The organism is Gottfriedia sp. ABJ_BB2_2 (assembly GCF_055484705.1).
On record NZ_JBVFKR010000001.1, the window covers coordinates 664,449 to 680,548 of the forward strand.

Below are 16,100 nucleotides of genomic sequence, written 5' to 3' on the forward strand. Positions count from 1 at the left end.
CCAAATAGTTCCTAAGCAATTTACTTGTTACTGTTTTTGGAACTTCATAATTTTTAAAGATATGTTTAAATTTGTAAGTTTTAAAAAGTGTAATCATTGGGAATCTAAGCACTTCACATTGAACTCTGGCATTGTCCCATAATCCCATATTGAATAGTTTAATTTAGAAGTTCCTTTACTTTATTAAGAACTCACATAATTAAGTACGATTAGCACTACAAAAACAGTACAATATAAACCAACTTTTTGAATTCTTGTTCTTTTCTTAAACCATTTCCATCTTTTGCTTTCAATATGAAACATTGAATAATCTACAATACTTAACAAAATTGCCCCAATTGCGAACCAAGTTATATTTGACATCACTTTCTCCCCAAAAATTCTTATATCAGTATACTTCTGCATACATTTTCCAATTCCTTCTTATTTAAAATTTGAAAAAGAAGAACTAACTAACTTTTGCTAACATTTTATTTATTAAACCTAGTTAAAAATAAAATGCCAAGGTAGTATAAAACTCCCTTGGCTTACTTTCAAGTTGTTATATTTTATAAATTACTATTATTAGACTTATATGTCTTCTAACATGTTTTGTCCTTCTTTATTCTCATTAAATGTAAGTACTTCATGAACTGGTTGATATGATTCACCATAAAAATGAGTATCCCTATATGTGTGAATCATATTGTATGTCTTCTTCATTGCTTTATATATGATATCTTCACTCTCATTATTAGGAGACCAATATAAAATCTCCATTGAATTTATTTCTTGCGTAGCAAGTGATCGTCTACTATATCCGATTGATTGAGCATGCTCAAAACCTTCTCTTTTATAAAACCGTAGCCTTTTTTCCGTATCAGTATCATCATAATTAACCGGCTCGACCTCTAAAATGATCGGTTTACCCTTTTTCTTTAGCTGATCAAGTAGCTTATTACCCAATCCTTGTCCACGAGCATCTTTGGAAACAAATAAATAATCGATAAATACAAAATCATCTAGTTCTGCATACATAAGAACATGATGAGGCCCTTCATCCTTATGGTAAATATCTGACCGCTCTTTTAATAAAGTCTCCATATGCTCCCTAGATTTCATTTCTTCTATAGGAAAATATTGATTCAGTTTTTCATACCAATGCATTTGTTTTCTCCCTTTCTGTCTGTTGAACAATAGTGCATGCTTTGGATAAGAATTAATTTAAATATCCTATTAATTCAACCTTCAAAGGAAGTATTTGAAGTATTTACCATTTTCATACATGAAAGTTCTCGTACAAAAGGAGCATTTTATAATATAAAGGATTACCATTAGATGATCCATTGTCTGTAAAATATTATGTCGCTACACCATTAACATCGGATGTAGCTTGTCCATAAATTACCAAATTACTCTAATATACTATGTACAGTTTATTAGTTTGTTTCATAAACGTACCTTGACGATTCTTTTTTAGATAAAAATAGGTACCCTCACTTGGAATAATTATCATCGTTCAATCTTTAATTCCTCTACCTTTTTGTCTCTGATCTAAACTACTTCTAAATACACAAAAAAAGGCTAGCATCGCTAACCTTTTTAATTTCGAAAACGTATCATTAAGACTTCTTAATTCTTTGGATAGAGAATTTCATCTATAATTCCGTATTTTTTTGCCTCTTCTGCGCTCATGAAGTAATCTCTATCTGTATCCTTCGCTACCTTTTCAACTGGTTGACCTGTTCTGTCAGCAATGATTTGATTTAGATGCTCACGTAACTTTAATATTCGACGAGCGGATATTTCAATTTCTGTTGCCTGGCCTCTTGCCCCACCTAATGGTTGGTGAATCATGATTTCACTGTTTGGAAGAGCGTAACGTTTGCCTTTTGTTCCTGCAAGTAAAAGCATCGCACCGAATGAGGCAGCCATTCCTGTACAAATTGTTTTAATTTCTGGCTTAATGTATTGCATTGTATCATAAATGGCAAATCCTGCTGAAGTTGACCCACCAGGGCTATTTATATAAAGAGAAATTTCTTTATCAGGATCATCTGCAGCTAAAAATAATAATTGGGCAACAACACTATTTGCAACATGGTCATTAATTTCATCACCAATAATAATAATTCGATCTTTTAACAATCGTGAATAAATATCATATGATCGTTCACCACGATTAGAATTTTCAATAACATAAGGAATTGTACTCATTTATAAATCCTCCTTAAAAGCTTTAATTGGCTATGCTGCCATACAGAGAGTGCTTGAAGGAGTTTGAGTTCGACATGATTGGAAATTACGTAATAACATTTTTGGACTTTCAACAATACAATCTAGTGAAGGAATAGCTTCTATGAGTACAGTAGGATCCTGTACTTCTAACGCTTCGTGAAACAGTTTATCAAGCTGTTCGCGGTCTTCAACATTCCAAAAATATTCTACAGAAATAGATTGTTCTTCTTTATTTAATTTTTCTAACCGCTTTTTTGCACGATGTAAGCTAGATTTTATTGCCATTTCTGTAGTTTCTAAAATATCTGCAATTTCCTTGGATTGATATTGAAAAGCTTCTTTTAGAAAAAAGATAATTGCTTGTTTTGGTGTAAAATACTTAAGTAGTAGATCTACACTATTCATTTTATCTGCAATTTGATCCTTTTCTTCAGTCAGTGAGTGTTCCAAATCAGGACTAATCGTTTCATCTTTTCTTTTTCGTAATGTATCAATCCAATGATTGTAAGCAATTTTATTTAATAAAGCTACAGTCATCTTTTCATGTTCATAATACTTTACTGCTTTAAAAAAGGTTTCCTGAGCGATATCGTCACCATCCCATTCATTTTGAGCAAGAAAACGACAATACCGTTGCAGTTTTGGATAATGTTCCATCCAATAATATTCATTAGACCTTTCAACCTGAATTCCCTTTTCTATGCTGTATAGGCCAAGCTTACTAGACATTATGTTCACTCCTTTTTCACACTCTCTATCCTATAAACGTTTTTAGAAGGATAAAAAGATACGGGGTCAAAAAGTTTTTTTATTTAATGTATGTATTTTTTAAAAAAATTCTTCTATCTTTATCATGTTTTAGACATAAAAGCAATTTTACTTCATTTAAGATGAATCTATACAAGAAGCATACATTAATTATCTAAGTTTTAGAATAGAATGCTTAGCGTTTTGCCAAAAACTTACTACTACAACTTGCGCCCTCATGGCATTTCCCAACCTCTCTTTGTACCTTTATTTATAAAATTTCAATTTGCTCGATGATACAAAAAATGTTCTTTATAAGATGTGAAGACTCCTGAGTTGGAATTATTAATTTTTTAATTTACCGAAAATAATAAATCTTATATAATTAAACACGTTGTACATCTTAGAATACTTACTGAAAGGAATTTAAATGAATGAAAAAATTAGTTTCAATGATTATTGTAATATTGCTAGTTTTGCCTGTTAGATTAATAGGGCATGCTGCCAGCGATGTTACTCCCCCAAAATTAATAAAAGCTTCAATTAATATGAATGAAGCTAAAGTTGGAGATAATATTGTCTTAATATTTGAATTAGATCCAGATGTAGAATCAGGATTAAATGAAGACACAATGAGTAGTGGAATCATCACTTTAAGACATACGTCAGGAGCATCAAGAACTACTGTGTATCATTATGTTGGTAATAATCAGTATCGCTTTGAGTGGAGTCAAAACTCCAAAATACTAAAAGGTAAATGGTATGTTGAAAATATAACCTTCAGTGATAATGCTGGAAATTTTTCAAGTTATAGTTATGACCACCCACTGATGAAAGATTTATACTTTAATTTAATCGATGGAGCAGAAGTACCAACTAAACCTGTTTTAATGGATTTTTCAATTCGTAATCCAGTTGTTACTCCTAATGAGAAAGTAATGATTGACTTAAGTATAATTGATCCAAGTCAAGTTGTATTATCAGGAGTTATCACATTTAGACATAAAATAACGAATGATTATTTTACTGGGTTTATCAAATTTAATAAGGAAACAAATGGTTGGGAAGGAAGTGTAGAAATTCCTAATTCCATGAAAAATGGTGAATGGAATCTATTTGATGTCACACTTAACGGTAATAATCAGAATTCAACTCGGCTTTATGCTAGTGACTACCCATTTTTAATAAATCAAAAATTTACAGTTTCTGGGGGGGTAGATGATTTTACTAAACCAATCTTTCATTCTGTAACATTATCTAAATCAGTTATTAAACCTGGAGACACTTTTATTGCATATGTTGATGCTGAGGACAACGAAACCGGAATAACTGAAGTAAATATTTCAATTAAAAATAAAGTTACAAGCCATGCAATTAGTACTAGAATGTCATGGAATGAAGATGAAAAGAAATACAAATCAATTATAAAATTACCTATCCAGTTTCCTCAAGGACAATATGAAATTAGTCAAATAGATATAACAGATGCTGTTAGGAATACTAGATTTATTTTACCAAGTGAGAATCCAGGAATTCTTCCAGAACTTAATGTTCAATCTGTATTTTATGGAACTGAAGGTGTCAATAATGTTTTACTTGGTGATAGTTTTAACCCTATGTTAAATGTTGGAGCAATATCCAATTATGAAGGTGATTTAACACCTGCTATTACTTATAGTGGGAATGTAGATACACAAACTAAAGGGGTATACTTAATTACTTATAGTGTGAAAAGTAAAAAAGAGTATTACAATTATAAGGACTACCGATGGATTAGTGTAAATGAAGATAAAAAAATGGAAAATAGTGAACTGGAAACAACTGCTTATTTTAAGTCAAACATAAATGTCGTAGTTCCAGAAGATGCTAGTGTAAATTTAAGTAATGGAAACAAAACAACAATAATAAAAGGTAAAAATCTATTAACAAATGAAGGTAAGTATTCAGTTGCAGTTAAATCAACTCAAAGTGGATTTACTCAATTTAGTTCTTCTCAAGTTGGATCAGCATCAAATGGACATAAACAATTTAACTTTGTTATAGACCGTACTGCACCTAGAACCACTTTAAATAAGGTTACAGCAACCTCTACTTCCATTTCGGGTGTAACAGAACGAAAAGCTACCATAAATATTAAAATCAATAATAAGTATTCGTATAAATCAATTGCAGACGATAAAGGAAAATTTGTTATTAAAATACCAAAACAAAAGGTAAATACTAAAATTTCATATCAAGCAACAGACTTAGCAGGGAATACTAGCAAATCACAAACTAGTAAAGTTATAGTCCCACTATCAATTAAACCTATAAGTGATAAATCAATATCAGTCTCTGGACAAACATTACCTAGCGCAACGGTTAAATTATATATTAATGGAAAGTACATTAAAAATGTGAAAGCTAACAATGTTGGAGAATATAAGATATCAATTTCAAAACAATCAGCAGGTAAAATAATAAAAGTTTTAGCTATTACAAAGAATAAAGAGATTAGCCCATATGTTCAAACAAAAGTCTCTGATAAAACTGCACCAGCCATTTCAGTAATTAATAAAATCACTAGCAACTCAACATACGTGACAGGAAAAGCAGAAAAAAATGCTATGATTATTATAGATGCATATGAACTTGAAAGTAGAATTGGTTATGGAAAAGTATCTTCTGATGGAACATTTAAAATAAAAATTTCCAAAGTGCAAAAAGGATGGACAGTTCGTGTTCGTGCAATAGACGGAGCAAACAATAGTAGTGAAAAAGTTATAAAGGTTAATTAAAAGAAAGGTATGACTTTAGTCATACCTTTTTATTTATAGAATATAGGGTTGATACGTATCTTAATATACATAAAATTCGTTTTCCTAGAATGAGAAATTATTTTTTAAAATACAAACATGTACCTAACATATTTAATGGCAACGGTCATCAAACCATCCGATTAAATGCTGCAAGCGTTCTAAGCGGTGTTTTGGCTTTCCAGAGCGAGAAAGATCATGGTTTTCATCCGGGAACCGTACTAGTTTTGTTTCCACTCCTAGACGTTTTAGAGCAACATACCATTGTTCTGCTTGCTCCATTGGACAGCGTAAGTCTTGTTCACTGTGTAGGATCAAAATCGGTGTTTTCACATTACGAGCATGATGAAGTGGAGATATCTCTAAAAGCTTAATCGCGTCGTCCCATAAATCTGCATGTCCGTGCTGCCATTCTGTGAAAAAGAAACCAATATCACTTGTACCATAGAAACTATGCCAATTACAAATACTGCGTTGTGTAACGGCTGCTTTGAATCGGTTTGTGCGAGTAACGATGACGTTGGTCATGTATCCACCGTAACTGCCACCGGTCACAAATAAATTGTCATGGTCGATGTAATTAAAGTTTTCCAGGCCATAATCTAGACCTGCCATTATATCTTCATAATCCATCCCACCGTAATCACCAATTACAGCATTAACAAATTCATGACCATAGCCTTGACTACCTCTTGGATTCGTATAAAGTACTACATATCCTTTAGAAGCCATTAATTGCATTTCATGATGTAATCCATTTCCATAAGCTGTTGCGGGCCCCCCATGAATTTGAAGTATCAATGGATATTTTTTTCCTTCTTCAAAACCATAAGGCTTCATGATCCACCCTTCAATTTCCTTATTATCCGTGCTCTTATAATGAAAATTTTCAGGAGAACTTAAAAAAACTTCGGCAAAAAGCTCTTGATTCCAATCTGTTAATTTACGAACTTTATTTATGTTATGTAAATCTTGAGTAACCAGGTCTCCTGTAGAATGAGGTGTAGCTAATACAAGTATAGCTTGTTCATCATTTACGATATCATAAGAAGTAACAACTGAATTGCCAGGAGAAAGTGGTGACGAAACTTCTCCATCTAAATTCACTTTAAATAACTGACAATCTCCACCAACGGTTGCATTAAAATAAATAGTCGAGCTAGCCTGGTCCCAAATAAGTCGTTGCTCTGCTGTGTCATACTTTGCATCAACACCAACAAGATTTCCAACTGTGTAATCAAAGGTTTCTGTTAAATTTGTAAATTCTCCGGACTCAACAGAAAACAGCAATACATTGGCATTCCCCTGACTTCTTTCGCCACGCGCATGACCAACAGCAGCGAGCCATTTACCGTCTGGTGACAGTGTAGGTGCCATTATATACCCATTTCCTTGATAGAAAAGTGTCTCTTCATTATTATCAATATCAAACTTCCAGATCGCAGGAAGGTAACCCCACTCTTTATCCTCTGCTTTCGTACCAATATAGAATAAGTTTTTCCCATCTGGAGTAAAGCGTGGTTGAGAAAAATCATGCTCCCCATCAGTAATCTTCCGGAAATCCTTTGACCCAATATCAAATAAATAAACATGCCTATGCTCGTCACTATAAATACCAGCTCCATCACCTTTATAACGAAGTCTAGAAATGACCTTTACATCACTTTTATCTTTCTTCTTTTCTTCTTCATTTGAAAGTTTCAATTCTCCATTAATCGTAAGAGCAAGCTGATTTCCGTCCGGTGACCATGTAAAATCACCGATCCCTTGCTTAACGTCTGTCAATTGGATTGCTTCACCGCCATCAATATGTAAAAGCCAAACTTGATTTTTTCCAGTTCGATTAGAACGAAATGCAATTTTTGTTCCATCAGGTGACCACTTTGGTGCTGTATCTTTTATAAGATTCTCTTTTACGTAATGAGAAGTATACTTTCTACCTTCTCCGTTTAAATCAGTTATGTAGATATAAGAGTAGTACCCATCCATTTCTTGATCAACATGTGTTAATACATAGGCAAACTTATCTTTCTTAGGGGATAATTGGGGATCTCCAACAAATTTAAATTTACATAAGTCCTCTGCGGTAATTGGGCGTTTTGTCATTCTACTTTCCTCCTTATTTAGGAATATACAAGTCTATCTTAGCATTTTGAAATGTGAAGTAAAGTAATTTATCTTAATTTTCTAAATAAAAAGATTTTTGCATTAGTTTGAATCATTACTCACAGTTTTCAAGGCTTGCGACATTTTTTTGGTATAATTACATTCAGTACATCTATTAGATATTTTATACTAACTTGCAGAGTAGTTGAAAAAGAAATGATAATATATATGTAATTATATTAGTGAAAAGTTAAGAAAGGATGTGCAAAACGATGGATTTAGAGACAGTTATGCAGGAATTAGAGGCACTCGGTAAGGAACGAACGAAAAAAACTTACATAAGTAATGGTGCACATGAGCCCCTTTTTGGCGTAGCTACAGGCGCTATGAAGCCACTTTCAAAGAAAATAAAGAAAAACCAACCTTTAGCTGATCAGCTTTACGCTACTGGAAACTACGATGCCATGTATTTTGCGGGAGTCATTTCCGATCCAATGATAATGACTGAAGCTGATTTTGAGCGATGGATTGATACTGCGTATTTTTATATGCTGTCTGATTATGTAGTTGCGGTAACATTAGCAGAAACTGATATTGCTCAAGAGGTTGCAGATAAATGGATTGCAAGCGGTGAAGAACTTAAAATGTCGGCGGGCTGGAGCTGTTACTGCTGGCTATTAGGTAATCGAGCTGACACAGAATTTAGTGCTGATAAGATTTCAGGTATGCTTGATTTAGTAAAAAACACGATTCTCGATTCTCCAGATCGGACAAAATCGGCAATGAATAATTTTGTTTACACAGTGGCTATTTCATATGTTCCACAACATGAGAAAGCAGTAGAAATCGCAATGGAAATAGGACCAATCGAAATCAAGCGAGAAAACAAGAAAAACGGCACCCTGCATGCTTCTCTAAATATTCAAAAGGATTTAGACAGAGGTTTGAAGGGCTTTAAACGTAAACATGTAAGATGTTAGTGTAAATGCTCATATTTAAAAAAGAAGAATCACATATGTGATTCTTCTTTTTATATACTCAATGGTTAGTCTTTTAAGAAATTTAACAGTAAAAAAAGCATGTTTTTATTTTGGTTTAATATAACATGCTCTTTTATTTAACTTTCTATTAAAAATTTACTTTTTCTCTGTTGTTATAGGTTCTACTTCATCTCCACTTTTTAAATCAATTACTTTCGTTGCATTTGTTGGTACTGGTATTGTTTTACTATTTGGTGGTTGCTTTTTCTTTTCTACCCATTCTTCAAGTAAATCAAATGATTGATAAACATATGGGAGAAGTGGTTGTAGCTCCTTCTTTTGATCGGTTGCCGCGTTCCAAACTAGACTATCAACATGATTGGCTTTTTCAATCGTATAAAGACGATGATTTTTTGCTTTTCCAGATTCCTTTACCAATTTTTCATACGGTGTTGCATGTACTGATGGGAAAATAAGTGTATCTAGTGAACCTGTTAAACTAATTAAAGGTACATCGATATCACCAGTATTTTCTATTTTCTTAACGTTTTCTATTACTGTTGATGGACGAGATTGATAGTTATAGTCTTTAAATATCCAATCATATTGACGATCTCTAAGTCCATTCGTAAAGTTCAAATAGTTTTTCCAAGGAATATGATTTTGAGCGTCTGGGTCAAATTCATCACGATAAATATTTAATGTAATAAACCAATAAATTTGATCATGGTAATTCCATAATTGCTCAGAGCCTTTCGGTAATCCTGAATTATACATTTCTTGAATTGCATTTTCTTTTTCAGTACCTGTTCCATATAAAGCTTTTTCAGCATTATTTACGACTGGTGTTAAGGAACTTATTAAATTAGGTTCATTCGATCTCCATAATACGCCTTCCCAATCGATTCCTCCATCATACAAAGCTGGCTCTCCGGTTTTCTTTTTCCCATCATTTTCAAGGGCGTAACGAACTACATAACCACCATTTGAAATTCCCATCGCATACGTTGGAACTTTATGTTTTTTATGTACGAGTTTACTAGCTGGATTACGCTTATCATTCTTATCAATTAGTTGTTCTGAATGGTTTTCAATTAAGTATTTTTGAGCAGCTTTTGTCACTTCTCGGAATCTTTTATTCCATTCTGCAACGCTATCTTCTTCGTCCCATAAAGCATTTTTAGATTTTGCTAAAGAATCTAATGGATCTACTTCACCTTGAGTTCCCTTATCGGAAGCTGCAAATGCGTATCCTTTTGCTAGGACGTAATCACTAAACAATAAATCAGTTGCAGTTTCACTTCGTGTTGCTGGGATCCCTGCAACAACCAATTTTCCATTCCAATTTTCAGGAACGCGAATGACAAACTTTGAATCTTCAAACATACCATTAATTTGAGTACCCTTTACTTCTGCAGGCTTATACATTTTATACCAACCAGTACCTGCATCTTTATTTCCCCAATTATATGGCGTCAATCCGAGGTTTCCAAATTCAATCGCTGCATTGTATTGAAGTGGATTTTTCGTTGTTAGCCAATTGCCACTTACTCCATCAAACTGCGTAACTCTCACATCATGTGCTCCTGGAATAATAGCTGCAGACATTGCAGAATAAGCTTTCTCATTAAAAAAACTTACAGATGGACTTGTCAATAATAGAATAGATGCAGCACCTAAAACCAGTAATCTCTTTTTCATCTCTATCAATCTCCCTTATACAAATGAAATCTAGTCCTATCTAATTTTCTATATCGTAGTTCAATTACCTTCATCAATCAGTACTGAGATAAAAATTGAGTCTTTATTACTAAGTAACTCTTACACAAAAAAAGCTGCACAAAAGCAGCTTTTTCTGTAATGAAAGTATTACTACATTTTAATAAATAAGTCTTTTTCTAATTGCTCATATTCCTTCATAATTAGATGTATTAACTCTTTTAATTCTGATAATTCAGAATATTTTACTAGCAACTCTTCCACAGAATGATCCTTAAGGAAACTTTGTAATTCAACCGCCTCATGATCATCATTATTTTTATATGATAAAGCAACGGCAATGGCTTTAGCTAAATATTTAGGCTGAATTTCATATTCCATTAATTCTCTTGCTGGTTTTATAAAACGGTCATTTGCTCCTAATTTACGAATTGGAGAACGTGCCACGCGACTTACTTCATCTGAAATGTGTTCATTTTCAAATCTATTGATCATTTTTTTAATGTATAAATTGTGTTCTTCGGGATCGAAATGATATTTCTTTACTAATAATTCACCAGTTTCTTTCATAATCTGCAAAACAATTTGTCTAATATTCCCATCAGCAATGGCTTCTTTAATTGTTTGTATCCCATAATAATTTCCTAGATAAGCAGTTGCTGCATGGCCGGTGTTAACAGTGAATAATTTTCTTTCAATATAAGGTAGTAAATCATCTACATAAGTTACCCCATCAATCGTTGGAATATCACCTTTCATTTTTGACTTTTCGATAACCCACTCAAAAAACGGTTCCACTGAGACTAATAATGGATCTTCATGACTTTGAATTGGAACGATTCTATCTACTGCTGCATCCGGAAAATAAACTGATTGGTCAGTTTTTTCTTTCTGTGAAGATGTCATAAATGAATATACTTCATCTCTTAAATAACTACTTCCACCTATCATATTTTCACAGGCAATAATATTTAACGGCTTATTTAAATTTTGCACTCTCTCTATTAATCCTTCTGCTAATAGCTTTGCTATTTTCGGAAGAATTGTTGGTCCTACCGCGGTAGTGACAATATCCGCTTGTGCAATTATTTTTGTCACTTCTTGAGGATCTTTTAGGCTATTAATTCCTCTTACATTCGTAATCTTTAATCTTTCTTGAGAGTGCCCAGCTAACATAATAGTGTAAGATTTCTTCTTATTCAGTTCGTCAATAATGTCCTCATTTACATCAACAAAACAAATCTCATATCCTGCATTGTGTAATAATTGTCCTATAAATCCTCTACCAATATTTCCAGCACCAAAATGTACTGCTAACATCTTACTCCACCTCACTAAACATCTTGATTAGTTCTTCTTTAGATGAAGCAGCAATTAATTTATGAACATTTTCTTCTTCTGAACAAAGAATCGCGATTTGAGATAACAAATCAAGATGTTCGTTGTTTTTACCTGCAATTCCAAAAACAACTTTTACAATATTACCATTACCAAAATCTACTCCATTTGGAATTTGTAAGACAGATATTCCTGATGTAATAACTTCCTCCTTTGATTCCTCTGTACCGTGGGGAATCGCAATAAAATTCCCCATATACGTTGTTAAGGATTGTTCTCTTTCAATCATTTTTTCAATGTAGCTGTCTTCAACGAAACCGTTTTTCACTAAAACACTTCCAGCTAATCGGATTGCCTCTTCCCTAGTTTTTGCTTCTACATTCAATAAAATATTATCTGTCGGTAATACTGTCTGAATCATTATGTTCCCTCAATTCTTAAATTTTTTCTGTAAGTTTTCATATAATGCTTTGCTAAGATTTTCATAGATATCACGATAATGATTAGATGAAAATATTTTTATTGATTTTTCATCTTCAATAATTGCAGAACTGATTGCACTTAGTACCTCTAATTGTCCAACTTGTAAATCTACAGGAGCGAGTAATAATAACAATGAATTGATTTTTACTGTTGACTGGTCCATGGCTTTTACGATCATCGATTCATGAAGTTGAAAAGATAAGAATAGTGGTTTCATCACATATTCAGATCGACAATGATATAAAGCAATGCTTGTACCAGGTATTCCTAGACCACCTTTTTTTTCTCTGTCCATTAGTTCATTAGATACCTCAAAATAATCTCCGATTAATCCTCTAATGTTAACTTGCTTGCAAACTTCCAATAATAAAATTGATGATGTAGGAATAAACGGTAAAGAAATCGTTTCAAATGTATTCAAAATATGAAGTACAGTTTCTGTATATTGATGTACTAGTTCTATCTTTTGTTTCATCGTTTCTGGTGTTTCTAGTAGGCTAGGGTTTTGCAGCTTTTTATTTTTGCTCTTCTTTAATAATGCTACTTCTGTCGTTAAGGAACTACGTTTTATTTCCTCACGAATTTGTTCAATTTCTTCTTTTGTTAATAAAGGATTTACTGTAATATATTTTTTCGAAAAACCGGGCATATCAACTGTTGATAAAATAATATCGTATTGTTCGAAATGAATATTTTTTAAGTTTGCTAATGATGATACTTCAATATCTGTTATTTCATTTATCTCTTTTTTGATTCGACTCGCTAACATTTTAGATGATCCGATTCCACTCGTACATAAAACTAGCGCTTTAACTTCTTTACTATTTTCATAGACTACCTGTGATGATCCAAAATGCAATACTAGATAAGCAACTTCTTCTTTTGGGAAAGTAATCGCTGGGAATGCAATTGTTAGTCCTTCTTGAATCATGTTAAACAAGACAGGATAATCCTCTTGAATTTGACTAGCTAAAGGATTGTTAGCTTCTAGCCTTTTTTGAATACGATAAATTGCTGGTTCAATATGTGTTATAAGCCCTTCAAATAAAGCGGGATCTTCCTCAAAATTTATATCAAGCTGTTTCGATACAAAATGAATCAACTTTTTTGAGCCAGCTACAATCTCCGTATCACTTTCCACTAACCAATCATTTTTCTGTTGGCGTAGCCTCGCACCTAATAAATGCATCGTTATATAGCCTGTTTCTGCATCTGGAATATGTATTTTAAACACGTCTTCCAACTCGTTAGCAATTTGACCAGCTATAAGAAATTCCTTAGACATTTTTAATTCTTCGAAAACTTCTTGCTCCATTTCAATGACTTCACCTTGTATTATTCTTTCTATGGCTAATGATAAATGGATCGTAAATGTCATAAATGCATTATCAGCTAAAGAGTATGGCAATCCTTGTTCAATATCTCGAATCATTTTTCCAATCATAGTGAGTTTTTCAAGTTTAATAATTTCTAATAATTCATTTGATAGTCTATTATTTGTCTCAAACTCTTCTTCTACTACTGATAAAAACTCATATTCGTTTAATTGCTGTGCGATTAAATGGCCTAAAGCCTTTCTTTTCCTTCTTTCAGAACCTTGTAAAGCAATACCGTAACCTTTTTTTCTAATGAGAACTAAATCGAACTCCTTTAACCATTCTTCGACTCTATTAAGATCATTACTTACCGTAGCAACAGTGACGTGTAATTCGTTTGCCAATGAACTTAATTTAATAGAATCTGACACCTTCAATAAGGAACAGAGAATTAATTCCTGTCTCTCTTTTTGTGTAAACTCTTGTCCGCTTTTCAAGATTGCGATTTGAAGCTCATTTTTCTGTTCAGGAGTACCTTCAATTGTCATGCCTATTCCAGACACTTTTTTAAATTGAAGTTGATGAGCTTTAACAATTTTTTCAATTCCTTTTAATTCTCGCTGTACGGTACGACTACTAACATGTATTTGCTCTGCAATTTCATGAACATTGATTCCATTTTGATTCTCTAATATCAAACGAATGATTTCTCTTTCTCTAGCTGATATATACATACATACCTCTATTAACCTTTTTTAATTTATTTTAACAAAGAATTTACTAACTCATCATACTTAGGACTGTTCAAGAAGTTTTCTACTGATATATGAACTGCATTTGGAACCTTACCTTTTGATCGATCTGTTAAATCTTTATGCGTTATGACAATATCTACATCATTAGGTAAATTATTTATTGCTACATTCGTAACTTCTACATCTAATCCGGCTGTTTTTACTTTTTTACGTAAAATGGATGCTCCCATCGCACTAGAACCCATACCTGCATCACAGGCAAAAATGATTTTCTTTACTTCTTTATCAACTACTAGAGAACTTGCTACTTCTTTTTCAATTTGTAACAGATTAGCTACTTTGCTATCTTTCCCTTTTAAGTCTTTTGACTTTTGAGCTGCTACTTCTAAATCCTCATCTGATACTGCTGACTTAGATGCTTTTAAAATGACTGCTGAAATGATAAATGAAACGGCTGCTGCTACAATTACACCTGCAAGGATTGGTAAGTAACCACCTTTTGGAGCCATTGCTAATATTGCAATCATACTTCCAGGAGAGGCTGCTGCTACTAGACCTGCGCCTAAAATGTTAAACGTAAATGTACCTGCCACCCCACCTACAATTACTGATAAAAGTAAAACTGGCTTCATTAGGATATATGGAAAATAAATCTCATGAATCCCGCCTAAAAAATGAATAATAACTGCACCCGGTGCTGTTTGTTTTGCAGTACCTTTGCCAAAAATCGTATATGCTAATAGAACGCCTAGTCCGGGTCCTGGATTTGCTTCTAATAAGAATAAGAGCGATTTCCCAACTGTTTTTGCTTGTTCAAGACCAATTGGACTTAGAATTCCATGATTAATTGCATTGTTTAAAAATAAGATTTTTGCTGGTTCAATAAATATATTTGCTAAAGGAATGACATTCGCTTTTACCATCATATCTACACCATTAGCTAATAATTCTGTAAGTGATGACACGACAGGATTTACACCTATTAAACCAATAATTGCTAAAATTGCTCCTAAAATACCGGCTGAAAAGTTATTCACTAACATCTCAAATCCTGACTTAATTTTCCCTTGGATTGCTTGGTCAAACTTTTTGATGCACAAACCACCAAGAGGTCCCATAACCATTGCCCCTAAAAACATCGGCATCTCTGCACCAACAATTACGCCCATTGTTGCAATAGCACCAACAACTCCACCTCGAATATCATGTATCATTCTTCCGCCAGTAAAACCGATTAACAATGGTAATAAATAGGTGATCATTGGACCAACTAATTCCGCTAATTTAGCATTTGGAATCCATCCAGTTGGAATAAACATTGCAGTTATTAATCCCCATGCTATAAATGCACCTATATTTGGCATGACCATACCACTTAAAAAACTTCCGAAACGTTGAATTTTTACTTTTAAGTTATTTCCTTTTTCTAAACTCAAATTTTTCCCCCCATTCATCTTTATAGTTAAATATTAAAACGCTTACAGTGACAACTCAATGAAATGAATATTGGTATTTGTCACGAACAAATGTGACAAAATTAAAAAGTGTGTGATTATTTTATATATTTCGTCCATATTCTTCAAGAAAAAAGAAACAGGCATTGTAAATTTACAACGCCTGTTTCATCATTATTTTTTAAATTTA

Annotated in this window: 12 protein-coding genes; 2 read left to right on the plus strand and 10 right to left on the minus strand. The window is 32.9% G+C overall.

The genetic code is table 11. From position 1 onward, the window contains the following. Positions 1 to 183 precede the first annotated feature (183 nt). From ACX6U0_RS03490 to ACX6U0_RS03505, 4 genes are all read right to left on the minus strand, one after another. Positions 184 to 363, minus strand: coding sequence for a hypothetical protein (locus ACX6U0_RS03490; protein WP_464958608.1), 180 nt, complete (start codon positions 361 to 363; stop codon positions 184 to 186). 207 nt (positions 364 to 570) lie between these two features. Further along, positions 571 to 1,146 carry a GNAT family N-acetyltransferase gene (locus ACX6U0_RS03495; protein WP_464958609.1) on the minus strand — a complete coding sequence of 192 codons (576 nt, stop codon included), beginning with the start codon at positions 1,144 to 1,146 and terminating at the stop codon, positions 571 to 573. Positions 1,147 to 1,611: 465 nt separating this feature from the next. Next, the gene (gene clpP / locus ACX6U0_RS03500) at positions 1,612 to 2,196 is read right to left on the minus strand and encodes an ATP-dependent Clp endopeptidase proteolytic subunit ClpP (protein WP_464958610.1); all 585 of its coding nucleotides are present in this window, start codon (positions 2,194 to 2,196) and stop codon (positions 1,612 to 1,614) included. A gap of 30 nt (positions 2,197 to 2,226) precedes the next feature. Continuing rightward, positions 2,227 to 2,946 carry a sigma-70 family RNA polymerase sigma factor gene (locus ACX6U0_RS03505; RefSeq protein WP_464958611.1) on the minus strand — a complete coding sequence of 240 codons (720 nt, stop codon included), beginning with the start codon at positions 2,944 to 2,946 and terminating at the stop codon, positions 2,227 to 2,229. Positions 2,947 to 3,398: 452 nt separating this feature from the next. Between ACX6U0_RS03505 and ACX6U0_RS03510 the strand changes: the two genes are divergently transcribed. After that, positions 3,399 to 5,741, plus strand: a complete 2,343-nt coding sequence (locus ACX6U0_RS03510) for an Ig-like domain-containing protein (protein ID WP_464958612.1) — start codon at positions 3,399 to 3,401, stop codon at positions 5,739 to 5,741. A gap of 132 nt (positions 5,742 to 5,873) precedes the next feature. Here ACX6U0_RS03510 and ACX6U0_RS03515 read toward each other — a convergent pair whose 3' ends face one another. Continuing rightward, positions 5,874 to 7,865 (minus strand): S9 family peptidase, encoded by a 1,992-nt coding sequence (locus ACX6U0_RS03515; RefSeq protein WP_464958613.1) that lies wholly within the window; start codon positions 7,863 to 7,865, stop codon positions 5,874 to 5,876. Positions 7,866 to 8,137: 272 nt separating this feature from the next. Between ACX6U0_RS03515 and ACX6U0_RS03520 the strand changes: the two genes are divergently transcribed. Then, positions 8,138 to 8,845 (plus strand): DNA alkylation repair protein, encoded by a 708-nt coding sequence (locus tag ACX6U0_RS03520; protein ID WP_464958614.1) that lies wholly within the window; start codon positions 8,138 to 8,140, stop codon positions 8,843 to 8,845. A gap of 156 nt (positions 8,846 to 9,001) precedes the next feature. On the opposite strand, the gene ACX6U0_RS03525 is transcribed toward ACX6U0_RS03520, so the two are convergent. From ACX6U0_RS03525 to ACX6U0_RS03545, 5 genes are all read right to left on the minus strand, one after another. Then, entirely contained in the window at positions 9,002 to 10,546 is a 1,545-nt protein-coding gene (locus tag ACX6U0_RS03525) for an alpha/beta hydrolase (RefSeq protein ID WP_464958615.1), read from the minus strand. Positions 10,547 to 10,717: 171 nt separating this feature from the next. Then, positions 10,718 to 11,884, minus strand: a complete 1,167-nt coding sequence (locus ACX6U0_RS03530) for a mannitol-1-phosphate 5-dehydrogenase (protein ID WP_464958616.1) — start codon at positions 11,882 to 11,884, stop codon at positions 10,718 to 10,720. Position 11,885: 1 nt separating this feature from the next. Beyond that, complete coding sequence (locus ACX6U0_RS03535; RefSeq protein WP_464958617.1) at positions 11,886 to 12,323, minus strand: PTS sugar transporter subunit IIA; 438 nt, start codon at positions 12,321 to 12,323, stop codon at positions 11,886 to 11,888. A 9-nt stretch (positions 12,324 to 12,332) separates the two neighbouring features. Beyond that, complete coding sequence (locus tag ACX6U0_RS03540; RefSeq protein WP_464958618.1) at positions 12,333 to 14,435, minus strand: BglG family transcription antiterminator; 2,103 nt, start codon at positions 14,433 to 14,435, stop codon at positions 12,333 to 12,335. Between the two features lie 26 nt (positions 14,436 to 14,461). Next, entirely contained in the window at positions 14,462 to 15,910 is a 1,449-nt protein-coding gene (locus ACX6U0_RS03545; RefSeq protein ID WP_464958619.1) for a PTS mannitol transporter subunit IICB, read from the minus strand. Positions 15,911 to 16,100: the final 190 nt, after the last annotated feature.

Bases quoted from the DNA above. Each gene is read 5' to 3' on its own strand.
- ACX6U0_RS03520 (WP_464958614.1), top strand. From the start codon at position 8,138: ATGGATTTAGAGACAGTTATGCAGGAATTAGAGGCACTCGGTAAGGAA.
- ACX6U0_RS03495 (WP_464958609.1), bottom strand. From the start codon at position 1,146: ATGCATTGGTATGAAAAACTGAATCAATATTTTCCTATAGAAGAAATG.
- ACX6U0_RS03505 (WP_464958611.1), bottom strand. From the start codon at position 2,946: ATGTCTAGTAAGCTTGGCCTATACAGCATAGAAAAGGGAATTCAGGTT.
- clpP (WP_464958610.1), bottom strand. From the start codon at position 2,196: ATGAGTACAATTCCTTATGTTATTGAAAATTCTAATCGTGGTGAACGA.
- ACX6U0_RS03535 (WP_464958617.1), bottom strand. From the start codon at position 12,323: ATGATTCAGACAGTATTACCGACAGATAATATTTTATTGAATGTAGAA.
- ACX6U0_RS03490 (WP_464958608.1), bottom strand. From the start codon at position 363: ATGTCAAATATAACTTGGTTCGCAATTGGGGCAATTTTGTTAAGTATT.
- ACX6U0_RS03545 (WP_464958619.1), bottom strand. From the start codon at position 15,910: ATGAATGGGGGGAAAAATTTGAGTTTAGAAAAAGGAAATAACTTAAAA.
- ACX6U0_RS03540 (WP_464958618.1), bottom strand. From the start codon at position 14,435: ATGTATATATCAGCTAGAGAAAGAGAAATCATTCGTTTGATATTAGAG.
- ACX6U0_RS03525 (WP_464958615.1), bottom strand. From the start codon at position 10,546: ATGAAAAAGAGATTACTGGTTTTAGGTGCTGCATCTATTCTATTATTG.
- ACX6U0_RS03515 (WP_464958613.1), bottom strand. From the start codon at position 7,865: ATGACAAAACGCCCAATTACCGCAGAGGACTTATGTAAATTTAAATTT.
- ACX6U0_RS03510 (WP_464958612.1), top strand. From the start codon at position 3,399: ATGAAAAAATTAGTTTCAATGATTATTGTAATATTGCTAGTTTTGCCT.
- ACX6U0_RS03530 (WP_464958616.1), bottom strand. From the start codon at position 11,884: ATGTTAGCAGTACATTTTGGTGCTGGAAATATTGGTAGAGGATTTATA.